At 64.1% G+C, this 21,754-nt stretch carries 27 protein-coding genes; 8 read left to right on the top strand and 19 right to left on the bottom strand.

The features are described 5' to 3' along the window. Positions 1-27: 27 nt before the first annotated feature. The gene (locus IF690_RS28095) at positions 28-822 is read left to right on the top strand and encodes a thiazole synthase (protein WP_202698253.1); all 795 of its coding nucleotides are present in this window, start codon (positions 28-30) and stop codon (positions 820-822) included. Positions 823-831: 9 nt separating this feature from the next. Beyond that, positions 832-1,557, top strand: coding sequence for a tRNA (guanosine(46)-N7)-methyltransferase TrmB (gene trmB / locus IF690_RS28090; RefSeq protein ID WP_016704842.1), 726 nt, complete (start codon positions 832-834; stop codon positions 1,555-1,557). Positions 1,558-1,662: 105 nt separating this feature from the next. Here the strand turns inward: trmB and IF690_RS28085 are convergent, their stop codons facing one another. The 11 genes from IF690_RS28085 to IF690_RS28035 form a co-directional block, all read right to left on the bottom strand. After that, positions 1,663-2,214, bottom strand: a complete 552-nt coding sequence (locus tag IF690_RS28085; RefSeq protein ID WP_202698252.1) for an RNA 2'-phosphotransferase — start codon at positions 2,212-2,214, stop codon at positions 1,663-1,665. Between the two features lie 157 nt (positions 2,215-2,371). After that, positions 2,372-2,695 carry a DUF3392 domain-containing protein gene (locus IF690_RS28080; protein ID WP_007921199.1) on the bottom strand — a complete coding sequence of 108 codons (324 nt, stop codon included), beginning with the start codon at positions 2,693-2,695 and terminating at the stop codon, positions 2,372-2,374. A gap of 22 nt (positions 2,696-2,717) precedes the next feature. Continuing rightward, positions 2,718-3,920, bottom strand: coding sequence for a radical SAM family heme chaperone HemW (gene hemW, locus IF690_RS28075; RefSeq protein WP_252189522.1), 1,203 nt, complete (start codon positions 3,918-3,920; stop codon positions 2,718-2,720). Then, the gene (gene rdgB, locus IF690_RS28070) at positions 3,917-4,513 is read right to left on the bottom strand and encodes an RdgB/HAM1 family non-canonical purine NTP pyrophosphatase (protein ID WP_202698251.1); all 597 of its coding nucleotides are present in this window, start codon (positions 4,511-4,513) and stop codon (positions 3,917-3,919) included. Before rdgB ends, hemW begins: the two co-directional genes overlap by 4 nt. Then, complete coding sequence (locus tag IF690_RS28065; RefSeq protein WP_202698250.1) at positions 4,510-4,944, bottom strand: DUF4426 domain-containing protein; 435 nt, start codon at positions 4,942-4,944, stop codon at positions 4,510-4,512. The genes rdgB and IF690_RS28065 overlap by 4 nt, the downstream gene beginning before the upstream one ends. 27 nt (positions 4,945-4,971) lie before the next feature. Beyond that, positions 4,972-5,592 carry a methionine biosynthesis protein MetW gene (metW, locus tag IF690_RS28060; protein ID WP_007921185.1) on the bottom strand — a complete coding sequence of 207 codons (621 nt, stop codon included), beginning with the start codon at positions 5,590-5,592 and terminating at the stop codon, positions 4,972-4,974. Between the two features lie 7 nt (positions 5,593-5,599). After that, positions 5,600-6,739, bottom strand: coding sequence for a homoserine O-succinyltransferase MetX (gene metX, locus IF690_RS28055; RefSeq protein WP_023967993.1), 1,140 nt, complete (start codon positions 6,737-6,739; stop codon positions 5,600-5,602). Between the two features lie 210 nt (positions 6,740-6,949). Next, on the bottom strand, positions 6,950-7,243 hold the full coding sequence (locus IF690_RS28050) for a DUF167 domain-containing protein (protein ID WP_009046027.1): 294 nt from the start codon (positions 7,241-7,243) through the stop codon (positions 6,950-6,952). Between the two features lie 13 nt (positions 7,244-7,256). Then, positions 7,257-7,847, bottom strand: a complete 591-nt coding sequence (locus IF690_RS28045) for a YggT family protein (RefSeq protein WP_124352966.1) — start codon at positions 7,845-7,847, stop codon at positions 7,257-7,259. 10 nt (positions 7,848-7,857) lie between these two features. Next, the gene (gene proC, locus IF690_RS28040) at positions 7,858-8,676 is read right to left on the bottom strand and encodes a pyrroline-5-carboxylate reductase (protein ID WP_016704849.1); all 819 of its coding nucleotides are present in this window, start codon (positions 8,674-8,676) and stop codon (positions 7,858-7,860) included. A 34-nt stretch (positions 8,677-8,710) separates the two neighbouring features. Beyond that, positions 8,711-9,409: a YggS family pyridoxal phosphate-dependent enzyme gene (locus IF690_RS28035; protein ID WP_202698249.1), complete on the bottom strand. Its 699-nt coding sequence runs from the start codon at positions 9,407-9,409 to the stop codon at positions 8,711-8,713. A gap of 57 nt (positions 9,410-9,466) precedes the next feature. Here IF690_RS28035 and IF690_RS28030 point away from each other — a divergent pair, with 57 nt between their 5' ends. Then, complete coding sequence (locus IF690_RS28030; RefSeq protein ID WP_202698248.1) at positions 9,467-10,501, top strand: type IV pilus twitching motility protein PilT; 1,035 nt, start codon at positions 9,467-9,469, stop codon at positions 10,499-10,501. A gap of 97 nt (positions 10,502-10,598) precedes the next feature. Here the strand turns inward: IF690_RS28030 and IF690_RS28025 are convergent, their stop codons facing one another. Next, positions 10,599-11,231 carry a C40 family peptidase gene (locus IF690_RS28025; protein WP_023967996.1) on the bottom strand — a complete coding sequence of 211 codons (633 nt, stop codon included), beginning with the start codon at positions 11,229-11,231 and terminating at the stop codon, positions 10,599-10,601. Positions 11,232-11,481: 250 nt separating this feature from the next. Here IF690_RS28025 and IF690_RS28020 point away from each other — a divergent pair, with 250 nt between their 5' ends. Beyond that, entirely contained in the window at positions 11,482-11,901 is a 420-nt protein-coding gene (locus IF690_RS28020; RefSeq protein ID WP_009051311.1) for an NINE protein, read from the top strand. A gap of 105 nt (positions 11,902-12,006) precedes the next feature. On the opposite strand, the gene IF690_RS28015 is transcribed toward IF690_RS28020, so the two are convergent. From IF690_RS28015 to gshB, 7 genes are all read right to left on the bottom strand, one after another. Next, positions 12,007-13,278 carry a dihydroorotase gene (locus tag IF690_RS28015; RefSeq protein WP_202698247.1) on the bottom strand — a complete coding sequence of 424 codons (1,272 nt, stop codon included), beginning with the start codon at positions 13,276-13,278 and terminating at the stop codon, positions 12,007-12,009. Then, entirely contained in the window at positions 13,275-14,279 is a 1,005-nt protein-coding gene (locus tag IF690_RS28010) for an aspartate carbamoyltransferase catalytic subunit (RefSeq protein ID WP_007929978.1), read from the bottom strand. Before IF690_RS28010 ends, IF690_RS28015 begins: the two co-directional genes overlap by 4 nt. Before the next feature lie 26 nt (positions 14,280-14,305). Further along, positions 14,306-14,812: a bifunctional pyr operon transcriptional regulator/uracil phosphoribosyltransferase PyrR gene (gene pyrR / locus IF690_RS28005; protein ID WP_202698246.1), complete on the bottom strand. Its 507-nt coding sequence runs from the start codon at positions 14,810-14,812 to the stop codon at positions 14,306-14,308. Positions 14,813-14,918: 106 nt separating this feature from the next. Next, complete coding sequence (ruvX, locus tag IF690_RS28000; protein ID WP_009046019.1) at positions 14,919-15,356, bottom strand: Holliday junction resolvase RuvX; 438 nt, start codon at positions 15,354-15,356, stop codon at positions 14,919-14,921. Continuing rightward, entirely contained in the window at positions 15,356-15,925 is a 570-nt protein-coding gene (locus IF690_RS27995) for a YqgE/AlgH family protein (RefSeq protein WP_053262979.1), read from the bottom strand. The genes ruvX and IF690_RS27995 overlap by 1 nt, the downstream gene beginning before the upstream one ends. 76 nt (positions 15,926-16,001) lie before the next feature. Next, the gene (locus IF690_RS27990) at positions 16,002-16,901 is read right to left on the bottom strand and encodes an energy transducer TonB (RefSeq protein ID WP_202698245.1); all 900 of its coding nucleotides are present in this window, start codon (positions 16,899-16,901) and stop codon (positions 16,002-16,004) included. A 120-nt stretch (positions 16,902-17,021) separates the two neighbouring features. Further along, complete coding sequence (gene gshB, locus IF690_RS27985) at positions 17,022-17,978, bottom strand: glutathione synthase (RefSeq protein ID WP_202698244.1); 957 nt, start codon at positions 17,976-17,978, stop codon at positions 17,022-17,024. A gap of 236 nt (positions 17,979-18,214) precedes the next feature. Between gshB and pilG the strand changes: the two genes are divergently transcribed. The 4 genes from pilG (at position 18,215) to IF690_RS27965 (ending at position 21,743) form a co-directional block, all read left to right on the top strand. Beyond that, a complete protein-coding gene (pilG, locus tag IF690_RS27980) occupies positions 18,215-18,622 on the top strand; it encodes a twitching motility response regulator PilG (protein WP_202701757.1) in 408 nt (135 codons plus the stop codon). A 43-nt stretch (positions 18,623-18,665) separates the two neighbouring features. Beyond that, positions 18,666-19,031, top strand: a complete 366-nt coding sequence (gene pilH / locus IF690_RS27975) for a twitching motility response regulator PilH (protein WP_007953328.1) — start codon at positions 18,666-18,668, stop codon at positions 19,029-19,031. 11 nt (positions 19,032-19,042) lie between these two features. Further along, a complete protein-coding gene (locus tag IF690_RS27970) occupies positions 19,043-19,582 on the top strand; it encodes a chemotaxis protein CheW (protein ID WP_202698243.1) in 540 nt (179 codons plus the stop codon). A gap of 97 nt (positions 19,583-19,679) precedes the next feature. Beyond that, complete coding sequence (locus IF690_RS27965) at positions 19,680-21,743, top strand: methyl-accepting chemotaxis protein (RefSeq protein ID WP_202698242.1); 2,064 nt, start codon at positions 19,680-19,682, stop codon at positions 21,741-21,743. Positions 21,744-21,754: the final 11 nt, after the last annotated feature.

The raw sequence follows: 21,754 nt of genomic DNA, 5'->3' as shown, positions 1-21,754 counted from the left end.
GAACCTCACCCCAACAGAGGATTTCCGATGAGCAACGTTCGCAGCGACAAGCCTTTCGTCCTGGCCGGTCGTACTTACCAGTCGCGTTTGCTGGTAGGTACCGGCAAGTACCGTGACATGGAAGAAACCCGCCAGGCCATCGAAGCCTCGGGTGCCGAGATCGTCACCGTCGCCGTGCGCCGGACCAATATCGGGCAGAACCCGGGCGAACCGAACCTGCTGGATATCCTGCCGCCGGATCGCTACACCATCCTGCCGAACACCGCCGGTTGTTATGACGCGGTCGAGGCCGTGCGCACCTGCCGCCTGGCCCGTGAGCTGCTCGACGGCCACAACCTGGTGAAGCTGGAAGTGCTGGCCGACCAGAAAACCCTGTTCCCCAACGTGCTGGAAACCCTCAAGGCCGCCGAAGTGCTGGTCAAGGAAGGTTTCGACGTGATGGTGTACACCAGCGATGACCCGATCATCGCCCGCCAGCTGGCGGAAATGGGCTGCATCGCGGTCATGCCGCTGGCTGGCCTGATCGGTACTGGCCTGGGGATCTGCAACCCGTACAACCTGCAGATCATCCTCGAAGAAGCCAAGGTCCCGGTGCTGGTGGATGCCGGTGTCGGCACTGCCTCCGACGCCACCATCGCCATGGAACTGGGCTGCGAAGCGGTGCTGATGAACTCGGCCATCGCCCATGCGCAACAACCGGTGCTGATGGCCGAAGCCATGAAGCACGCCATTGTGGCAGGCCGCCTGGCGTACCTCGCCGGCCGCATGCCGAAGAAACTCTATGCCAGCGCCTCCTCGCCGCTGGATGGTCTGATCAAGTAAGAGCCATTGATGACTGAATCAAACGACACGCCAATCCAGCCGGAAGCCGGCGACGAGCGCCAACACCGCCGCATCAAGAGTTTCGTGATGCGCGCCGGGCGCATGACCGAAGGCCAGCAGCGCGGCCTGGAGCAGGGCGCGCCGCTGTATGTGCTGCCGCTGGCCGACGCGCCGGTGGATTTCGATCAGGTGTTTGGCCGTTCGGCGCCACGCTCCCTGGAAATCGGCTTCGGCATGGGCCACTCGCTGCTGGAAATGGCCGCGGCCGCGCCGGAGCAGGATTTCATTGGTGTGGAAGTGCACCGTCCGGGTGTCGGTGCGCTGCTCAACGGCGTGCTGACCCAGGGCCTGACCAACTTGCGGGTCTACGATTGCGATGCGATCGAAGTGCTCAACCGCTGCATCGCCGATAACAGCCTGGATCGCCTGATGCTGTTTTTCCCCGATCCGTGGCACAAGAGCCGTCACCACAAGCGTCGTATCGTCCAGGCGTCCTTCGCCGAGCTGGTGCGCAGCAAGCTGAAGGTCGGCGGCATCCTGCATATGGCCACCGACTGGGAGCCTTATGCCGAGTACATGCTGGAAGTGATGAATGTCGCGCCGGGTTATCGCAACCTGGCCGAGGACGGCAAGTGCGTGCCGCGCCCGGCCGAGCGCCCGATCACCAAGTTCGAGCGCCGCGGCGAGCGCCTGGGCCATGGTGTGTGGGACCTGAAGTTCGAAAAGCTGGCCTGAGCCAGTCTGTAGGGGCGAAGCCTGCTCGCGATCGTTGCGCCGCGCTATGTCAGGCAGGCCGCGGCAAGACTGTCGCGGGCAAGTCGGATCGCTGCCCGCTCGCTCCTACAACAAGGCTTCGATAAATCCGACGGGAACCTGATCGGTCAGCCAGACCCCGTTCTCCGCCTGATAGAACTTGAAGCCCTGCGCCTGCATGTCCTGTGCTGCGATCTTGAGTATCACCACCTTCCCGTAACGCTGCCCCACCGCTTCGGCGGTCGCCAGGTCCTGCGACAGGTGCACGTGATGGCGTGCGCCCGGGATCAGGCCTTTCTCGTTGATCGAGTCCATGAACCGCGTGGCGGTACCGTGGTAAAGCACGGCCGGTGGTTGCTGTTCGGCCAGTTGCAGGCGCACGGTCTTGCTGGAGTGACCTTGCACGGCGCGGATGCGCTGGCCGTCCTCGGACAGGGCGAAGCGTTTCTTGTCGTTGCTGGCGACCACTTCGGCGATCAGTTCGGGCGTCAGCTCGCGTCCTTCCCTGGCGGCACCCTCGATCAAGGCATCGACCCCGGCCCAGCCTTCGCTGTCCAGTTGCAGGCCAATCGCCTGCGGCTCATGGCGCAGCACGTAGCTGAGGAACTTGCTGGCTTCTTCGGCGGCTTTTCTGCTCATATTCATCCTTGTGCATAAGTCATGTAGCCGCTGCCGCAGGCTGCGATCGGTTGCGAAGCGACCGCCAAGCCTGTTGATGCGATACGTCAGGTGTAATGCAGTGTCTGGGTTTATGGCTGCTGCGCAGCCAATCGCAGCCTGCGGCAGCGGCTACAGGTCAGCGGCGGTCTGCTACTACGCCGATCAGCACCAGCACCACCAGCAGCACCGGCGCCAGGCTGTAGTTATTGAACTGGCTCAGGCCGCGGACGATCCATGGCGTGGCGTAGATCAGCGCCGCGCCGCTGCCGATCATGCACAGCAGCGCCATCATCGGTACGCGCAGGGCGCCGGCGAGGCCGCCCAGGCGCGCTTCGACCCAGCCTTTGATATCGGCGCCGAACAGCACCAGCAGGCAGCCGACCAGGGCCAGGGAGATTTCTGAAAGGTTGCTGCGACTCCAGCGGGACACGGTAGCGAGCAGGTCGAGTATCAAATCCATTCGTTTTCCCTTAGGGCTGAAATCAGCTCAGAAATTTCTGCAGCAAGTCATTGAGGAAGAGTTGGCCGCGCGGGGTGGCCGCCAGGCGTGACGGTTCGACCTGCAACAGGCCGCTTCGTTCGGCATCACGGCGACCTTCGGCGAGGCTTTCCAGGGGCAGCCCGGTGCGCTCCGGGTACAGCCGGGCCTCGACGCCTTCGGTCAGGCGCAGGGCGTTCATCAGGAACTCGAACGGCAGCTCTTCGTTGCCCAGGTCCTTTTCGCCGGCCTTGAAGTTTTTCGCCGGGTTGAGGTAGTCCTTGGGCAGGCGGGTCTTCCAGGTACGCACGATGCGCCCGTCCGGATGGCTGAGCTTGCCGTGGGCGCCGGCGCCGATGCCGATGAAGTCGCCGAAGCTCCAGTAATTGAGGTTGTGCCGGGCCGCCCGGCCGGGCTGGGCATAGGCCGAGACTTCGTACTGGGCGTAGCCGTGTTCGGCCAGCAGCGCCTGGCCGGCTTCCTGGATGTCCCACAGGGTGTCGTCTTCCGGCAGCGTCGGCGGCTGGTTCCAGAACACCGTATTGGGCTCCAGGGTCAGCTGGTACCAGGACAGGTGGGTCGGCTTCATGGCGATGGCCTGGCGCAGGTCGCCCAGGGCGTCGTCCAGGGACTGGTCGGGCAGGCCGTGCATCAGGTCCAGGTTGAAGTTGTCGAACCCGGCCTGGCGCGCCATGCCGGCGGCACGGACCGCTTCGTCGCCATTGTGGATGCGGCCCAGGGCCTTGAGCTTGTCTTCCTGGAAGCTCTGGATGCCGATCGACAGGCGATTGATGCCCAGGGCGCGATAGGCGGTGAACTTCTCCTGTTCGAAGGTTCCGGGGTTGGCTTCCAGGGTGATCTCGATGTCGTGAGCGAACGGGATGCGTTGCTCCACGCCTTTGAGCAACCGGCCCAGGGCCCGGGCGCTGAACAGGCTCGGCGTGCCGCCGCCGAAGAAGATCGAACTCAGCTCGCGGCCATAGACGGCAGGCAGGTCCTGGTCGAGGTCGCCCAGCAGGGCGTCGACATACTCTTCTTCCGGCAGCACCGGGCTGGCGGCGTGGGAGTTGAAATCGCAGTAAGGGCATTTGCGTACACACCACGGGATGTGGATGTACAGCGCCAGGGGCGGCAACTGGGGCAGGGCCGCCCGGGGCGTTTGCGCACCGCCGAGAATCAGCGGTTGCGCGGACGAATCAATGGTCATTGCAGGCTCAGGCGTTGCCGCAGAAGGGCCATGGCGCGGGCGCGATGGCTGAGTTGGTTCTTTTGGACCGGGTCCAGTTCGGCGCTGGAGCAGTTGCGCTCCGGCACCCAGAACAGCGGGTCGTAGCCGAAGCCGTGCTCACCGCTGGCGGCCGTGAGGATGCGTCCGTGCCACAGGCCTTCGCAGAGGATCGGCAGCGGGTCCTCGGCATGCCGCACCAGCGCCAGCACGCAGACGAACTGCGCGCCGCGCTCGGCCTCGGGGACGTCCTTCAGGGCGTCCAGCAGCTTGGCGTTGTTCGCCGTGTCGCCCTGGCCGTCGGCGTAACGTGCCGAGTAGATGCCCGGCGCGCCGCCGAGGAAGTCCACCGCCAGGCCCGAATCGTCCGCCAGTGCCGGCAGGCCGGAAATGCGCGAGGCGTTGCGGGCCTTGAGGATGGCGTTCTCGACGAACGACAGGCCGGTTTCTTCCGGCTCGACGCTGCTGAACTCGCCGATCGAGCGCAGGCGTACCGAATCGCCGAGCATGGCCTGGAGTTCCTTGAGTTTGCCGGCGTTATGGCTGGCCAGTACGAGTTGGGTAAAAGTCATCATTCGCCGGGGAAAAGCTCTTGGTTGAAATTGATGGTGTTGATCGTGTCGCCGGTCTGCACCTTGATTTCGAAGGTGCGGGTTTCCTGCTGTTCCACCGGGTACTGGGCGATGTAGTAGATCGCACCCTGTTCGGTGACCTGCTTGAATTTCAGCGGCACCGATTGGCTGGTCAGGTCCTTGACGGTCCCGGTGACCTGGGCGACCAGCGGTTTGCCGGCCTTGAGCACCGAAACGTTGATCACGCCCTGGTTCTTGCTGCGCACCAGCTGCGCGGCCTTGGCGATATCCGGCTGCAAGAAGGTGGAGTTGAAGGTGTTGTAGTGCACGGTCACGTCACCGAACACTTCCTGGCGCTCGCCCTTGATGGGCTCGGCGGCCATCGCCGACGCGCCGAGGCACGCGGCCAATAGAAAAGTAACCAAGCGACCCATGATCGTTCTCCTTGCTTTGAAGCTGGTTTATACCGCGATCTGGTGATCCTGCAGGCCGGGGCTGCTGACGCGGTAGATGCCGATCTCACCTAACAGATTAGGCCATAGCTTACTGGCCCACCCGTGCCGGTGCTGTTGATCCACCGCAAGGCGATCGATGACCTTGGCTTCACGTTCGCGGCAAAGCTCTTCGAAGTCCTCGAACGTGCAGAAGTGGATGTTCGGCGTGTTGTACCAGGTGTACGGCAGGAATTCGGAGACCGGCATCCGCCCCTTGCTGGCCAGGTACCAGCGGCAGCGCCAGTGGCCGAAGTTGGGGAAGGTGATGATGCACTGGCGGCCGACCCGCAGCATTTCGTCGAGGATCCGGTCCGGGTAGTGCACGGCCTGCAGGGCCTGGGTCATGACCACGATATCGAAGCTGTTGCTGGCGAAGTTGCCCAGGCCCTTGTCCAGGTCCTGCTCGATGACGTTGATGCCCTTGGCCACGCACTCGGCGATGTTGTCCGGGTCGTTTTCCAGGCCATAGCCGGTGACTTGCTTGTGATCGCGCAGCCAGCTCAGCAGTTCGCCATTGCCGCAACCGAGGTCGAGCACGCGGCTGCCGGCGGGGATCCATTCCTGGATGATTTCCAGATCAGCTCTCATGGCTTGTTCACACCGTAATTCGGTTCATGTAATTACCGAACGCCTGCAAGTAGCGCGGGATCGGAATCAGGAAGGCGTCGTGGCCCTGTGGCGCATCGATTTCCAGGTAGCTGACGTCCTTGCGCGCGGCCATCAGGGCGTCCACCAGCTCCCGCGAGCGGGCCGGGGAGAAGCGCCAGTCGGTGGTGAAGGACATCACGCAGAACTTGGCCTTGGCGCCTTCGAAGGTTTTCGCCAGGTTATCGTCGAAGTTCGCCGCCGGATCGAAGTAATCCAGGGCCTTGGTCATCAGCAGGTAGGTGTTGGCGTCGAACCGCCCGGAGAACTCCTCGCCCTGATAACGCAGGTAGCTTTCGACCTGGAACTCGACGCTGTGGAAGTCGTAGTTGAGCTTTTCGCTCTTCAGGCCACGGCCGAATTTCTCGCCCATGGAGTCGTCGGACAGGTAGGTGATGTGCCCGACCATCCGCGCCAGCATCAGCCCGCGCTTGGGGATCACGCCTTGTTCCTGGAACGAACCGCCGTGGAATTCGGGGTCGGTGAGGATGGCCTGGCGTGCCACTTCGTTGAAGGCGATGTTCTGCGCCGACAGCTTGGGCGCCGAAGCGATGGCCAGGCAATGACGCACCCGGTCCGGGTAGGTGATGGTCCATTGCAGGGCCTGCATGCCGCCCAGGCTGCCACCGATCACGGCGGCCCACTGGTTGATGCCGATCCGGTCGGCCAGGCGCGCCTGGCTGTGCACCCAGTCTTCCACGGTCAGCACCGGGAAATCGGCGCCGAACGGCTTGCCGGTGTCCGGGTTGATGCTGCTCGGGCCGGTGGAGCCATTGCAGCCGCCGAGGTTGTTCAGGCTGACGACGAAGAACTTGTTGGTGTCGATCGGCTTGCCCGGGCCGATACAGCTGTCCCACCAACCCGGCTTGCGGTCGTCGGGGCTGTGGTAGCCGGCGGCGTGGTGGTGGCCGGACAGGGCGTGGCAGATCAGCACGGCGTTGCTCGCCGTGGCGTTCAACTGGCCGTAAGTCTCAAAGATCAGATCATAGGCTGGCAGGGAGCGGCCGCAGGCCAGGGCCAGGGGCTCGCTGAAATGCGCCACTTGCGGCGTCACCAGACCAACGGAATCGGCGGGAAAGGCAGTTGGCATCGACCCTGCTCTCGTTTAAATGAGGCGTAAGTCTAAAGACCGCTGCCCCCAGCGGCAAGCAAAGGCCGGGGCTGATTCTCCCGCGACTTGTGACGAACCTTGTAGCCGCTGCCGCAGGCTGCGATCGGCTCCGCAGGAGACGTGCTCTTGAGGGCCTCGAAGGGCCTTCGGCCCTTATCGCAGCCTTACGGCAGCGGCTACAGAGAGTGATCAGGACGGACGCTGTAATCCGGGCAGATCCGGCAGCTTCTTCGGCGCGTTGATCCGCACCCGTTTCTGCCGGTTCAGCTCGCCGCTGATCAGGCTGACCTGGCTCTTGGACACGCCGAACGCCTTGGCCAGGAACGCCATCAGGTAGGCGTTGGCCTTGCCTTCCACCGGCGGCGCGGTCAGGCGGATCTTCAGGCGCTCGCCATGCAGCCCGGCGAAGTCATCGCTACGGGCCGCAGGTTGCAGGTGACACTCCAGGATCAGGTCGTCGCCGTCCCAGCGAAAGTAGCTCATCACAGGGGCCGGGTCAGATCAGCAGGCGCAGGATTTCCGGCATCATGGTCATCGCCGCCAGGTTGTTGATCACCAGCATGTCGATCAGCTTGAGCACCATGAACGCCAGGATCGGCGAGATATCCAGGCCGCCCATGCTTGGCAGGATGCGGCGGAACGGCGCCAGGACCGGCTCGCAGATCTGGTTGACCAGCTCGGCACCCGGGTTGTGGCTGCCCGGGGCGACCCAGGAAAGGATCACGCTGATGATCAGGGCGAAGAAGAAAATCTTCATGAACAGCGCGGTCACGCCAATGATCGACCAGATCAGCAACTGCACCGGGTTGCCGGTGGTGCCGTAGGTCAGCAGCAGGGTCAGGGCCATCAGCAGCAGTTGCACGACGATCGCCAGGATCAGCGACGACATGTCCAGGCCGAACAGGCTCGGGATGACCCGGCGCATCGGCTTGAGCAGCGGCTGGGTGGCGCGCACGGCGAACTGGCACAGCGGGTTGTAGAAGTCGGCGCGTACCAGTTGCAGCACGAAGCGCAGCAGTACGATCAGCAGGTACAGGCTGCCCAGGGTTTGCAGCACGTACACCGCCGCAGTGTTCAATCCAATCATCATTGGCTCCTTATTGGCCCAGTTGTTCGGCCATCTCGGCCGAGCGGTGCGCGGCGGCACCCAATGCTTTTTCCACCAGGGCTTCGAAGCCGCTGGCCTGGAACGACTTGATCGCAGCTTCCGTGGTACCGGCCGGCGAGGTCACGCGGCGGCGCAGTTCGGCCGCGTCGACGTCGCTGGACACCGCCATGTGCGCCGCGCCCAGCGCGGTCTGCAGGGTCAGTTGCCGGGCGGTTTCCCGTGGCAGGCCGAGCTTTTCGCCGGCGGCGGTCATGGCTTCGATCAGCAGGAAGAAATACGCCGGGCCGCTGCCGGATACCGCGGTCACCGCGTCCAGTTGCTGCTCCTGCTCCAGCCACAGGACGATGCCTACGGCCGACAGCAGCTCTTGCGCCTGCTGGCGTTGCTCCGCGCTCACCGCGGCGGTGGCGTACAGGCCGCTGGCGCCCTGGCGCAGCAGGGCCGGGGTGTTGGGCATGCAACGCACGATCGGTTGCTCGCCGAGCCATTTGTTCATGCTGGCGCAGGTGATGCCGGCGGCGATGGAGACGATCAGCTGGTGCGGCTTCAGGCTGGGGCGCAGGGCTTCGCACACGGCCTTCATGGCCTGTGGCTTGACCGCCAGCACCACCACGTCGACGCCGTCGATGGCTTCGGCGTTGTCGGCGAACAGTTCAATGCCGTGCTCGGCCTGGACCTTGGCGCGGGTTTCGGCGCCCGGGTCGCTGGCGCGGATCTGGCTGGCGTCCAGGCCCTTGGCGCGCAGGCCGCCGATCAGGCTGGCAGCCATGTTGCCGGCGCCGATAAAGGCGATACGAGTCTTGCTCATGACAGGTCCTTATTCAGAGGTGGGGCCGCCACGGTCATGGCTGGCCATAATCGCGAGCGCCAAACAGGGCTGTACCGATACGTACCCAGGTGGCGCCTTGGGCGATGGCCGCTTCGAGGTCGTGGCTCATGCCCATGGAAAGTGTGTCGGTTGGCAGGTCCAGGCTTTCGCGCAGGTTTTCGTTCAGGCGGCGCACGGCCGCGAAGGCGGTGTCCTGGGCGGCACGATCGTCGGTCGGCTCGGGAATCGCCATCAGCCCGCGCAGTTTCAGGCGCGGCAAGGCGCTGATGGCGCTGGCCAGGGCGGGCAGGTCGGCCGGCGTGCAGCCAGACTTGCTGGCCTCGCCGCTGACATTGACTTGAATGCAGATGTTCAACGGCGGCAAGTCGGCCGGGCGTTGCTCGGACAGGCGTTGAGCGATTTTCAAGCGATCCACGGAATGCACCCAGGCGAAGTTCTCGGCGATAGCTCGCGTCTTGTTCGACTGAATGGGGCCGATGAAGTGCCAACTCAAGGGCAGGTCGCCGAGTTCCGCCTGTTTGCCGAGGGCTTCCTGCAGGTAGTTCTCGCCGAAGTCGCGCAGGCCGGCGGCATAGGCTTCACGCAGCGCCGCGGCAGGCTTGGTCTTGCTCACGGCCAGCAGGTGGATGCTGCTTGCGTCACGTTGCGAGGCCTGCGCCGCGGCACGGATCCGGGCGCTAACCAGGGCGATGTTGTCTGCTATCGTGGACATTCGATATACGCCAGCGGGTCTTGGGTTCGCGGCATTCTACTGGAATTGGGGAACGCTATGGATATCACTGAGTTGCTGGCCTTCAGCGTCAAACAGGGCGCTTCGGACCTGCACCTCTCGGCCGGGTTGCCGCCAATGATTCGCATCGACGGCGATATTCGCCGGATCAACCTGCCGGTACTGGAGGCGCAACAGGTGCACGAGCTGATCCTGGCCAGCATGACGGACCCGCAGCGGGCCGAGTTCAAGGCCGCGCTGGAGATCGACTTTTCCTTCGCGGTGTCGGGCCTGGCGCGCTTTCGGGTCAATGCCTTCAACCATCAGCGCGGCGCTGGCGCGGTCTTTCGCAGCATTCCGGCCAAGGTGCCGGGCATGGACGAACTGGGCATGGGCGAGGTGTTTCGCCGCATCAGCAAAGTGCCCCGCGGCCTGGTGCTGGTGACCGGGCCGACCGGTTCGGGCAAGTCGACCACCCTGGCGGCGATGATCGATCACCTGAACCAGAGCCGGCACCAGCACATCCTCACCATCGAGGATCCCATCGAGTTCATCCACGAATCGAAGAAGTGCCTGATCAACCAGCGCGAGGTGCATCGCGACACCCACAGCTTCTCCACGGCGCTGCGTTCGGCCCTGCGCGAAGACCCGGATGTGATCCTGGTCGGCGAGATGCGTGACCTGGAAACCATTCGCCTGGCGCTGACCGCCGCGGAGACCGGGCATCTGGTGTTCGGCACTCTGCACACTACTTCGGCAGCGAAAACCGTGGACCGGGTGGTGGATGTGTTTCCGGCCGAGGAGAAGGCGATGGTCCGCTCCATGCTCTCCGAATCGCTGCAGGCGGTGATTTCCCAGGCGCTGGTGAAGCGGGTCGGCGGAGGCCGGGTAGCGGCTCACGAGATCATGCTGGGCAGCGCGGCGATCCGTAACCTGATCCGCGAGGATAAGGTGGCGCAGATGTACTCGGCGATCCAGGCCGGCGGGGCGCTGGGGATGCAGACCCTGGACATGAGCCTGAAAGCGCTGGTGGATGCGGGGTTGGTCAGTCGGGAGCAGGCCCGGGAAAAGGCGCGGGCGCCGGAGAGTATTTGATCTTGGGCAGCCATGTTGAGGCGGCGGGCCCTATCGCGAGCAAGCTCGCTCCTACAAGAGATTGTGGGAGCGAGCTTGCTCGCGATAGGGATGGCGATCAGCGCTGAACGATGCGCAGGGTGTTCTGCTCTTTGGGCAAGACCCGCTTGGCTACGACGTAGTTCTTGTCCCAGTACGGCTTCTTCAGGGTATCGATGGTCACCGACTTGCCGCGGCGCGGCGCGTGGATGAAGCGATCGTTGCCCAGGTAGATGGCGACATGGTTGACCCGGCGGCTCTTGAGGTTGAAGAACAGCAGGTCGCCAGGCTTGAGGTCCTTGCGCTCGACTTTCTGCCCATGGCCGCTGGCCATGGCATTGGAGGTGCGCGGCAGATCGACGGCGGCGACGTCGTTGAAGGCGTATTTCACCAGGCCGCTGCAGTCGAAACCTTTGCTTGGGCTGCTGCCGCCCCAACGGTAAGGGGTACCCAGTACGTTGACGGCACGGCTGAGCACGGTGCTGCTCTGCTTGGCCGCCATCTGCGGCACCGGCTTGCTGCTGACGCTGCTCAGGTGAGTCGGGCGTTTGACCGACAGCTTGTTCTTGGCGCTGTTCTTGCTGACTTGGGTAACGTGGGCTTTTGGGGTGAAGCCGTTCACGTTGGGAAGACGTTGCTCACGATTGGTGGCGTGGGCGGCCAGTGGCATCAATAGGCAAATGGTTAGCCATGTCTTGAAAAATGGACGCATTAGGCAAGGCTCATATGGGTTGGCGCGCAACTTTATAACAGCTTTTTTGTCACTTCTCAGGCCGTTGGTCGATTCAACCTGGAGGTCAAATTCGCTGAAGAGGCGGCAAATTGACGCAATTGTCCGACAGAAGTCAGGCAGTACAAGGGTTTCACGGCAGCGACCTTAACGTTTGCCACACGTCGGCTGCCTGTAAAAAAGTCACAAAGAATTAAAGAAAATTTATCTATTGCGTGGAACGAGGTACTCAATGAACACCTATCGCCCGGACGGTTCGACCCATGACACCCACAGCAAGGTGATCGGTTACCTGTTGTGGATTTTCGGTTTTACCGGCTCTCACCGCTTCTATTACGGCAAGCCGATTACCGGGACTATCTGGTTTTTCACCCTGGGCTTGCTGGGGATCGGCTGGCTGATCGACCTGTTCCTGATCCCGGCCATGGACCGCGAGGCCGACCTGCGTTTTACCCCGGGACCCATCGAATACAGCGTCGCCTGGATCCTGCTGACCTTTCTCGGGATCTTTGGCGTGCACCGCATGTATCAGGGCAAATGGATCAGCGGCCTGCTGTACCTGCTGACTGGCGGGGTGTTCTTTCTGGGGGTCTTGTACGACTTCTGGACGCTGAACGACCAGGTGTCGTTGCGTAACGCGCAGCGGCGTTGAATGCAGGGGCGCCATCGCGAGCAAGCTCGCTCCTACAGGTACGGCGCAAACCCCATTGGCGCCGCACTTCTTCTGTAGGCGCGAACTTGCTCGCGATCATGGCCATCAGCCCTTGTGGCTGATCCGTCCATCCACCAGGGTGTAGCGTACCGCGCCTGGCAGGCTATGGCCGAGGAACGGGCAGTTCTCGCCTTTCGACAGCCAGTGTTCGCCGGCCACGGTGGACGTGCTCGGGTCGAACAGCACCAGGTCCGCTGGAGCGCCCACCGCCAGCTTGCCGACCGGCAGGCGCAGGGCGTCGGCCGGGCCGCTGCTCAGGCGTGCCAGCAGGGTCGGCAGGTCGAGCAGGCCGTCTTCCACCAGGGTCATGGCCAGCGGCAGCAGCAGCTCGACGCTGCTGATACCCGGCTCGGTAGCCCCGAAAGGCGCCAGCTTGGCATCGCGTTCATGGGGCTGGTGATGGCTGGAAATGGCCTGGACCACCCCGGACTTCACCGCTTCACGCAGGCCTTCGCGGTCGGCGCGCGAGCGCAGCGGTGGCTGTACGTGATAGAGGCTGGAGAAGTCGATCAGTGCGTCGTCGGTGAGGATCAGCTGGTACAGCGCCACATCGGCGGTCACCGGCAGGCCACGGGCCTGGGCCTGGGCGATCAGGGCCACGCCGCGGGCACTGGTCAGCTGGCTGAAGTGGGCGCGCACGCCGCTTTGCTCCACCAGCAGCAGGTCGCGGGCCAGGGCCACGGTTTCCGCGGTTTCCGGAATGCCCGGCAGGCCGAGGAAGCTGGCGGTGGCGCCTTCGTGGGCCAGGCCGCCTTCGGCCAGGTCGCGGTCCTGGGAGTGGAAAATCACCGTCAGGTCGAAGGTCGCCGCGTATTCCAGCGCCCGGCACAGGGTGCGGGCGCTGCGGAAACCCTCCAGGCCGTTGCCGAAGGCCACGCAGCCGGCGTCGCGCAGGGCGATCAGCTCGGCCAGCTGTTCGCCGTCCAGGCCTTTGCTCAGGGCGCCGATCGGGAACACCTTGGTATTGCCGGCTTCGCGGGCGCGATCGAGGATCAGCTCGGCCACCGCCGAGGTGTCCAGCACCGGCTTGGTGCGCGGTGGGCAGCACAGGCTGGTGACGCCACCGGCCGCGGCGGCGCGGGTTTCGCTGGCGATGGTGCCTTTGCGGCTGTAGCCCGGCTCGCGCAGGGAGACGTTCAGGTCCACCAGCCCGGGCGCGGCCACCAGGCCTTTGGCGTCGAGGCTTTCAACCGCGTTGAAAGTGGCGGGCGCGGCGCCGATGGCGACGATCTTGCCGGCTTCCAGATGGATATCGCTGACTTGATCCAGGCCGCTGCTTGGATCGATGACACGGGCGCCGAGAATGCTGAGCTTCACTGGGCGTTCTCCTGCTCGAATTGTCGCTGGGCGGTCTGCCCGCTCATGGCCATGGACAGTACGGCCATGCGTACCGCGATGCCGTAGGTCACCTGGTTGAGGATCACCGAGTGCGGACCGTCGGCCACCGCCGATTCGATCTCCACGCCGCGGTTGATCGGCCCCGGGTGCATGACGATGGCGTCCGGCTTGGCGCCGGCCAGGCGCGCGGTGGTCAGGCCGAACAGGCGGTAGAACTCGCCCTCGCTCGGCAGCAGGCCGCCCTGCATGCGCTCCCGCTGCAGGCGCAGCATGATCACCACGTCGACGTCCTTCAGGCCTTCGGCCATGTCGGTGTAGACCTTCACCCCGTATTGCTCGATGCCGATCGGCAGCAGGGTCTTGGGTGCGATCACGCGGATGTCCGGGCAACCCAGGGTTTTCAGGGCCAGCATGTTCGAGCGTGCGACCCGCGAGTGCAGGATGTCGCCGACGATGGCCACCGAGAGGTTTTCGAAACCGCCCTTGTGCCGACGGATGGTGAGCATGTCGAGCATGCCCTGGGTCGGGTGGGCGTGGCGGCCGTCGCCGCCGTTGATGATCGCCACCTGCGGGCACACATGTTCGGCGATGAAGTGCGCGGCGCCGGAGTCGCCGTGGCGCACGACGAACATGTCGGCGGCCATGGCTTCGAGGTTGCGCAGGGTGTCGAGCAGGGTTTCACCCTTGCTGGCCGAGGAGGTGGACACGTTGAGCGTGATCACGTCCGCCGACAGGCGCTGGGCCGCCAGTTCGAAGGTGGTGCGGGTACGGGTGGAGTTCTCGAAGAACACGTTGCACACGGTCTTGCCGCGCAGCAAAGGGACTTTCTTCACCGCCCGGGCGCCGACTTCGAGGAAGGAGTCGGCGGTGTCGAGGATTTCCGTCAGCAGCTCGCGACGCAGACCGTCGAGCGAGAGGAAGTGGCGCAGCTGGCCCTGATCGTTGAGCTGCAGCGGGCGCTTGGCGTCTAGAGGCGTCATCGCAATGGACTCTTTAGAGGGGCGAATTAAAGGGCGAGGTCTTGAAGCTCGAGTTGAAGCGGCGCAGGACCGGACAATTTTACCCGCTCGTGGGCGGCCAGCGACAGGGTGGCGCCGACCACGTTCGGGCGAATCGGCAGCTCGGCGGCGTCCAGGTCCAGCAGGCAGACCAGGGTCACGCTGGCCGGGCGGCCATAGTCGAACAACTCGTTGAGGGCGGCGCGGATGGTGCGGCCGCTCATCAGCACGTCGTCGATCAGGACCAGGTGCTGGCCCTCGATCTCGAACGGCAGCTCGGAAGGGCGCACCTGCGGGTGCAGGCCGTTCTGGCTGAAGTCGTCACGGTAGAAGGACACATCCAGGGTGCCCAGCGGCGCGTCGCTGCCCAGTTCGGCGAGCAGGGCCTGGGCGACCCAGACGCCGCCGGTACGGATGCCGATATAGCGGGGCTCGCTGATGGCGCGTTGTTCCAGGTGGGCGGTGAGACGCACGGCCATCTGGCTGATCAGTTCGGCGGGATTGGGCAGGCTCATGATTGCTCCTTCGTGGGCCCGCGCCTGGTTGCGTGCAGCAAGGCGCAGGGTCTTACGGCTGGTGTTGTGGCCGGGGGTTGACCACGCATCTTCAGGATTCGGCGTTTCAGTTGTTCAACAGCGCTGCGTTTTCGTCGAGCCAGCCTTGCAGCAGCAGGGCGGCGGCGATGGCGTCGACCGGGTTGTCGCGGTAACTGCCTTTCTGCCCGCCCCGGGCCAGGCGTTCGCCCTTGGCCTCGAAGGTGGTCAGGCGTTCATCATGGGTATAGAAGGGCAGGTTGTAGCGGCCATTGAGGCGCCGGGCGAATTTCTCGGCGCGCACGCACATCTCGCTCGGGGTGCCGTCCATGTTCAATGGCAGGCCGACCACCACCGCATCCGGCTTCCATTCCTTGATCAGGGCTTCGACCTGGTTCCAGTCCGGCACGCCGTTCTGCGCCTTCAGGGTGCACAGCTCGCGGGCCTGGCCGGTGATAGCCTGGCCAACCGCCACGCCAATCTGTTTGGTGCCGTAGTCGAATCCGAGGATCAGTCGCAGGGCCATCAGGCGTGGCCCGCCTGGCTGGTCAGCAGGGCGAGGTTGATGCCCAGGTGCCGGGCCGCCGCTTCCAGGCGCAGTTCGCTGCTGGTGTTGAACAGGATGTCGGCGTCGAACGGGCAGGTCAGCCAGGCATTGTCCGCCAGCTCGGCTTCCAGCTGCCCGGCTTCCCAGCCGGCATAACCGAGGGCGATCAGGCTCTTGGCCGGGCCGACACCGTCGGCGATGGCGAACAGCACGTCCTGGGACGTCGACAGCGACAGGCCGTCCAGCTCGACCGTGGCCTGGAAGGTCGGGCCGCTGGGGTGCAGGACAAAACCGCGATCGGTCTGCACCGGGCCGCCGATGAAGATCGGTACATGCTGGCACAGCGCTGGCGGGTCGATCTCGGGGCGCAGCTGTTCGAGGATGTCGGCGAGGTTCAGGTCTTGCGGACGGTTGACCACCAACCCCATGGCGCCATTGGCATTGTGCTCGACGATGTAGGTCAAGGTGTGCGCAAAGTTCGGGTCGGCCATGTGCGGCATGGCGATCAGGAAGTGATGCTTGAGATAGCTGGGGCTGACGTTTTTCATGAGCGCTAGTGTGGCGGTGGAGGGGCCGGCTGACAAGCTGGGGATGTTTTCATTCCCCGCGAAAAAAGGCAGGGGATCAGTTGCTGGACAACCTGTCGCCGCGGGCGAACTTCCAGGTGCGGATGATCTCCAGCCGGTCGATATCCGACAGGTCGCCGGTAAAGGGCGCGAACGGCGCCGCCAGGCGCACGATGCGCTGGGCCGCCTGGTCCAGCAGCGGCTGGCCGGAGGACTCCAGCACCAGCACCTCGTACAGCGAGCCGTCGCGGTTGATCGAGACCATCAGCCGCAGGTTGCCGTAGATCTGCTTGCGCCGGGCTTCTTCCGGGTAGTTGAGGTTGCCGATGCGCTCGACCTTCTTGCGCCACTCGTCCTTGTACCAGGCGCCCTTGTCGCGCATGGTCGAGGCCGCGCTCAGGCGGTGGATGCGCGGGCGCTTGGCGTACAACTGCCGCTCCTGGGCCAGTTCGGCCTCCAGGCTGGCGATATCGCTGGACAGCTGCTCGCTGTCGAACGTCGGCACGGGAACCTTGGGTTTGGCCTCGGTCTTGACCTCTTCACGCTGGGTGACGGTCTTTTTCGGCTTCGGCGCGGTGGTGGCGACCGCGGCCTTGGGCGCGGCTTCCTTGACTTCGGTCTTGGCCGGAGGCGGCGGGGTGACCTTGTTGACTTTGTTTTCCTGGAACGGCGCCACTTCGGTGGTCTTCGGGATCGCCTTCTTCTCCAGGGTGCCGCTGCCTTGCTGGTTTTCCTGGGCAAGGAAATCGGCCTTCTTCGGCTTGGTCTCGCTCTTGAAGGTGGCCAGGGTGATTTCCAGGGTCTTGCTGATCTGCTTGGGTTCGGCGAAGGAGAAACCCAGGCCGAGAATCAGCGCGATATGCAGCAGGGCGGCCAGGAACAGGGTAAATCCCAGGCGATCGGCCGGGCGCACGCCGCTGTGGGCCAGCTCGGGGGGCAGATCGGAAGGGAGGGCCATCAGCGGTTCACAACAGTCATCAGCGGTTCAACATCATCAAAAACATCACAAGACCAACATCGCGCGTTTCACAGGCGGCGCATGATAACGCAATGTTGGTTCGTGCTTGGCGGTTCTGGATCAACGAGCCTTGAGCTTCTGATCGATGGCATCCATCAGCATTGCGCCGATTTTGGTGCCGAAGGCGTTGTCGATCTCGCGGATGCAGGTCGGGCTGGTGACGTTGATTTCGGTCAGGTGCTCACCGATCACGTCGAGCCCCACGAACAGCAGGCCTTTTTCGCGCAGGGTCGGGCCGACCTGTGCGGCGATCCAGCGATCTTTCTCGGTCAGCGGCCGGGCTTCGCCACGGCCGCCGGCGGCAAGGTTGCCACGGGTTTCGCCATGGGCAGGAATCCGCGCCAGGCAATAATCCACAGGTTCGCCGTCGATCATCAGGATGCGCTTGTCGCCATCGACGATGGCCGGCAGATACTCCTGGATCATGATTTGCTGCTTGCCGTGCTGGGTCAGGGTCTCGAGGATCACCGAGAGGTTCGGGTGGCCGGCGGTGTGACGGAAGATCGACGAGCCGCCCATGCCGTCCAGCGGCTTGAGGATCACATCACCGTGATGGTCGGCGAATTCGCGCAGCACGTCCGGGCGACGGCTGACGATGGTCGGCGGCGTGCACTGCGGGAACAGGGTGGCGAACAGTTTTTCGTTGCAGTCGCGCAGGCTCTGCGGCTTGTTGACCACCAGCACGCCGTCGCGCTCGGCCTGCTCCAGCAGGTAGGTGGAGTAGACGAACTCCATGTCGAACGGCGGGTCCTTGCGCATCAGGATCACGTCCAGTTCGCTCAGGGCGCTGTCGGTCTCGGCCTCCAGTTCGAACCACTTGTGCGGGTCGGCGAACACCTTCAGCGGGCGCATCCGCGCCCGGGCCACGCCACCGGTCGCCTGGTACAGGTCCCGCTGTTCCATATAGAACAGGGTCCAGCCACGCTCCTGGGCGGCCAGCAGCATGGCCAGCGAGCTGTCCTTCTTGTAGGAGATGCTGGCGATAGGGTCCATGACAATCCCGACGCGAACGCTCATGGGCGGTTTCCTCGAAAATTAGTGGGCGCAATGGCTTGGAAAAGTGGCGTCAGAGTGGCGCCCGGGCGGTTCCCGGTCAAGGAAAAACCACCGCGCCGGCCGGCCGATAGATTGCATGGGGAGAGTATGCTAAAAAGGCTCGCATGCCATGCTCAGGCCTTGAACATCAAGGGCTTGAGGCACTGGCCAGCAGTACGGGCAGAAAATCGATTCGCTGTGGCGATGGTAGAGCAGATATGGAACAGCAATCCAGCGCCCTCAAGGTGATGGTGATCGATGATTCGAAGACGATTCGCCGCACGGCCGAAACGCTGTTGAAGAATGTGGGCTGTGAAGTCATCACCGCGGTCGACGGTTTCGAGGCCCTGGCCAAGATCGCCGACAACCACCCGGGCATCATTTTCGTCGACATCATGATGCCGCGGCTCGATGGCTATCAGACCTGCGCACTGATCAAGAACAACAGCGCGTTCAAGTCCACGCCGGTGATTATGCTGTCCTCCAAGGACGGCCTGTTCGACAAGGCCAAGGGTCGCATCGTCGGCTCTGACCAGTTTTTGACCAAGCCTTTCAGCAAGGAAGAGCTGCTGAGCGCGATCAAGGCCCATGTGCCGGGATTCGCCGCAGTAGAACAAGCATATTGAGGTTCGGCCAGCGGGCCGCACGCCTATTCGTATGGGGAAGACCATGGCTCGTATTCTGATCGTCGATGACTCGCCGACTGAAATGTACAAACTGACCGGCATGCTGGAAAAGCACGGTCATGAAGTCCTGAAGGCCGAAAACGGCGCCGACGGCGTGGCCCTGGCGCGCCAGGAAAAACCCGACGCGGTCTTGATGGACATCGTCATGCCCGGCCTCAATGGCTTCCAGGCCACCCGTCAGTTGACCAAGGACGCGGAAACCAGCCATATCCCGGTGATCATCATCACCACCAAGGATCAGGAAACCGACAAGGTCTGGGGCACTCGCCAGGGCGCCAAGGACTACCTGACCAAGCCGGTCGACGAAGACACCCTGATCAAGACCCTGAACAACGTCCTGGCCGGCTGACCGCCCGCGCCATGGCCGAGTCGCAAACCGCCTTCGAACTGCTGCTCGAGATCGACCAGCGCTGCCGCCTGCTGGCGGCCGACCTGCCCTCCCAGGAAACCCGCCAGCACGGCTGGAGCGGGATCGGCTTTCGCATCGGCGAGCATTGGTATGTGGCGCCGATGGGCGAAGTCAGCGAGGTCCTGCACGAACCCCGCTACACCCTGCTGCCTGGGGTCAAGCCCTGGGTCAAGGGCGTGGCCAACCTGCGCGGACGGCTGCTGCCGATCATGGACTTGTGCGGCTTCTTCGGCCATGAGCTGTCGGCACTGCGCAAGCAGCGGCGGGTGCTGGTGGTCGAGCACAAGGAAGTGTTCGCCGGCTTGATGGTGGACGAAGTGGCCGGCATGCAGCATTTCGAGCAGAGCAGCCTGAAGACGGCTGCCAGCGTTAGCGAACAGGGCGCCATCACGCCATACCTGCGCGGGTATTTCCCCTGCGAGCAGGTCTGGTGGGTATTCAGTCCCTTCGCCCTGGCGCAGTCGCCGGGGTTTCTGGATGTGGCGCCGTAGGCGCGAGGCTTGCTTGCGATGAATAGTGCGCGATGAACCTGCAGAGCCGCGCCGCCCATTGCGCGGGCAACAGAACAACCGGAATTCAGGTGTGCAGATGCTAAAAGCCAACCCAGGCAAGCCAATGGAAGGATCGCGCAGCCGCTCGCAGATCATCGTGCTGTTCATCGCCCTGATCGTCTTCATCATGCTGCTGTTCGCCAACTTCGCTTACCTCAACACCCAGGCCACTTACGACAAGCAGTACATCGGCCACGCCGGCGAGCTGCGGGTGCTGTCCCAGCGCATTGCCAAGAACGCCACGGAAGCCGCGGCGGGCAAGGCCGCGGCCTTCAAGCTGCTGGGCGAGGCGCGCAACGATTTCGCCCAGCGCTGGGGCTACCTGAAAAAAGGCGACCCGGCCACCGGGTTGCCCGCCGCGCCGGTGGCGGTGCGTAAGGAAATGCACGCGGTGCAGCAGGACTGGGACAAGCTGCTGCACAACGCCGACGCGATCCTGGCCAGCGAGCAGACCGTGCTGTCCCTGCACCAGGTGGCCGCAACCCTGGCGGAAACCGTGCCGCAGTTGCAGGTCGAGTATGAAAAGGTCGTGGAAATCCTCCTGCAGCGCGGCGCTCCGGCCGCCCAGGTGGCCATGGCGCAACGCCAGTCGCTGCTCGCCGAACGCATTCTCGGTGCGGTGAATACCGTGCTGGCCGGCGACGAGAACGCAGTGCAGGCCGCCGACGCCTTTGGCCGTGACGCGGCGCGCTTCGGCCAGGTGCTGGGCGGCATGCTCCAGGGCAACCCGACCCTGAAGATCAGCCAGGTCGAGGACCGCGATGCGCGGGCGCGCCTGACCGAGATCAGCGAGCTGTTCCAGTTCGTCTCCGGCTCGGTGGACGAAATCCTTGAGACTTCCCCCGAGCTGTTCCAGGTCCGCGAATCGGCGAGCAATATCTTCAGCCTGTCGCAGACCCTGCTCGACGAAGCCTCGCACCTGGCCATCGGCTTCGAGAACCTGGCCGGCGGCCGTACACTGGACACCATCGGCGGTTATGTCCTGGGCCTGGCGGCGCTGGCCTCGATCATCCTGATCGGCCTGGTGATGGTGCGGGAAACCAATCGCCAGCTGCACGAGACCGCCGAGAAGAACGAGCGCAACCAGAACGCGATCATGCGCCTGCTGGACGAGATCGAGGACCTGGCCGACGGCGACCTCACCGTGACCGCCTCGGTGACCGAGGACTTCACCGGCACCATCGCCGATTCGATCAACTACTCCGTGGACCAGCTGCGCGACCTGGTGGCGACCATCAACCTCACCGCCGGCCAGGTCGCCGGCGCGGTGCAGGAAACCCAGGCCACCGCCATGCGACTGGCCGAAGCCTCGGAGCATCAGGCCCAGCAGATTTCCGAAGCCTCCACCGCGATCAACGAAATGGCCCAGTCCATCGACCAGGTGTCGGCCAACGCCGCCGAGTCCTCGGCGGTGGCCGAGCGTTCGGTGGAGATCGCCAACAAGGGCAACGAAGTGGTGCACAACACCATCCACGGCATGGACAACATTCGCGAGCAGATCCAGGACACCGCCAAGCGTATCAAGCGCCTGGGCGAGTCTTCCCAGGAAATTGGCGATATTGTCAGCCTGATCGACGACATTGCCGACCAGACCAATATCCTCGCGCTCAACGCGGCGATCCAGGCCTCCATGGCCGGGGATGCCGGGCGCGGGTTCGCGGTGGTGGCCGATGAAGTGCAGCGACTGGCGGAGCGTTCTTCGGCGGCGACCCGGCAGATCGAGACCCTGGTGCGGGCGATCCAGACCGACACCAACGAGGCGGTGATCTCCATGGAGCAGACCACCTCGGAAGTGGTGCGCGGCGCCCGGCTGGCGCAGGATGCCGGGGTGGCCCTGGAAGAAATCGAAGGTGTCTCCAAGACCCTGGCGGCGCTGATCCAGAGCATCTCCAATGCCGCCCAGCAGCAGACGTCGTCGGCCGGACAGATATCCTTGACCATGAACGTGATCCAGCAGATTACTTCACAGACTTCGTCCGGCTCGACCGCGACGGCCGAAAGCATCGGCAACCTGGCGAAAATGGCCAGCCAGCTGCGGCGCTCGGTGTCCGGTTTCACCTTGCCGGCCAGTCGCGAGCAGACGCCGCGGGAAAACCGCTGAGGCCGGAGCAC

The organism is Pseudomonas sp. SK3(2021) (assembly GCF_016772375.1).
GTDB classification, from domain to species: Bacteria; Pseudomonadota; Gammaproteobacteria; order Pseudomonadales; family Pseudomonadaceae; genus Aquipseudomonas; species Aquipseudomonas chlororaphis_I.
The sequence above is the reverse complement of the archived record's forward strand: the minus strand, read 5'-3'. Positions and strand labels throughout refer to the sequence as shown.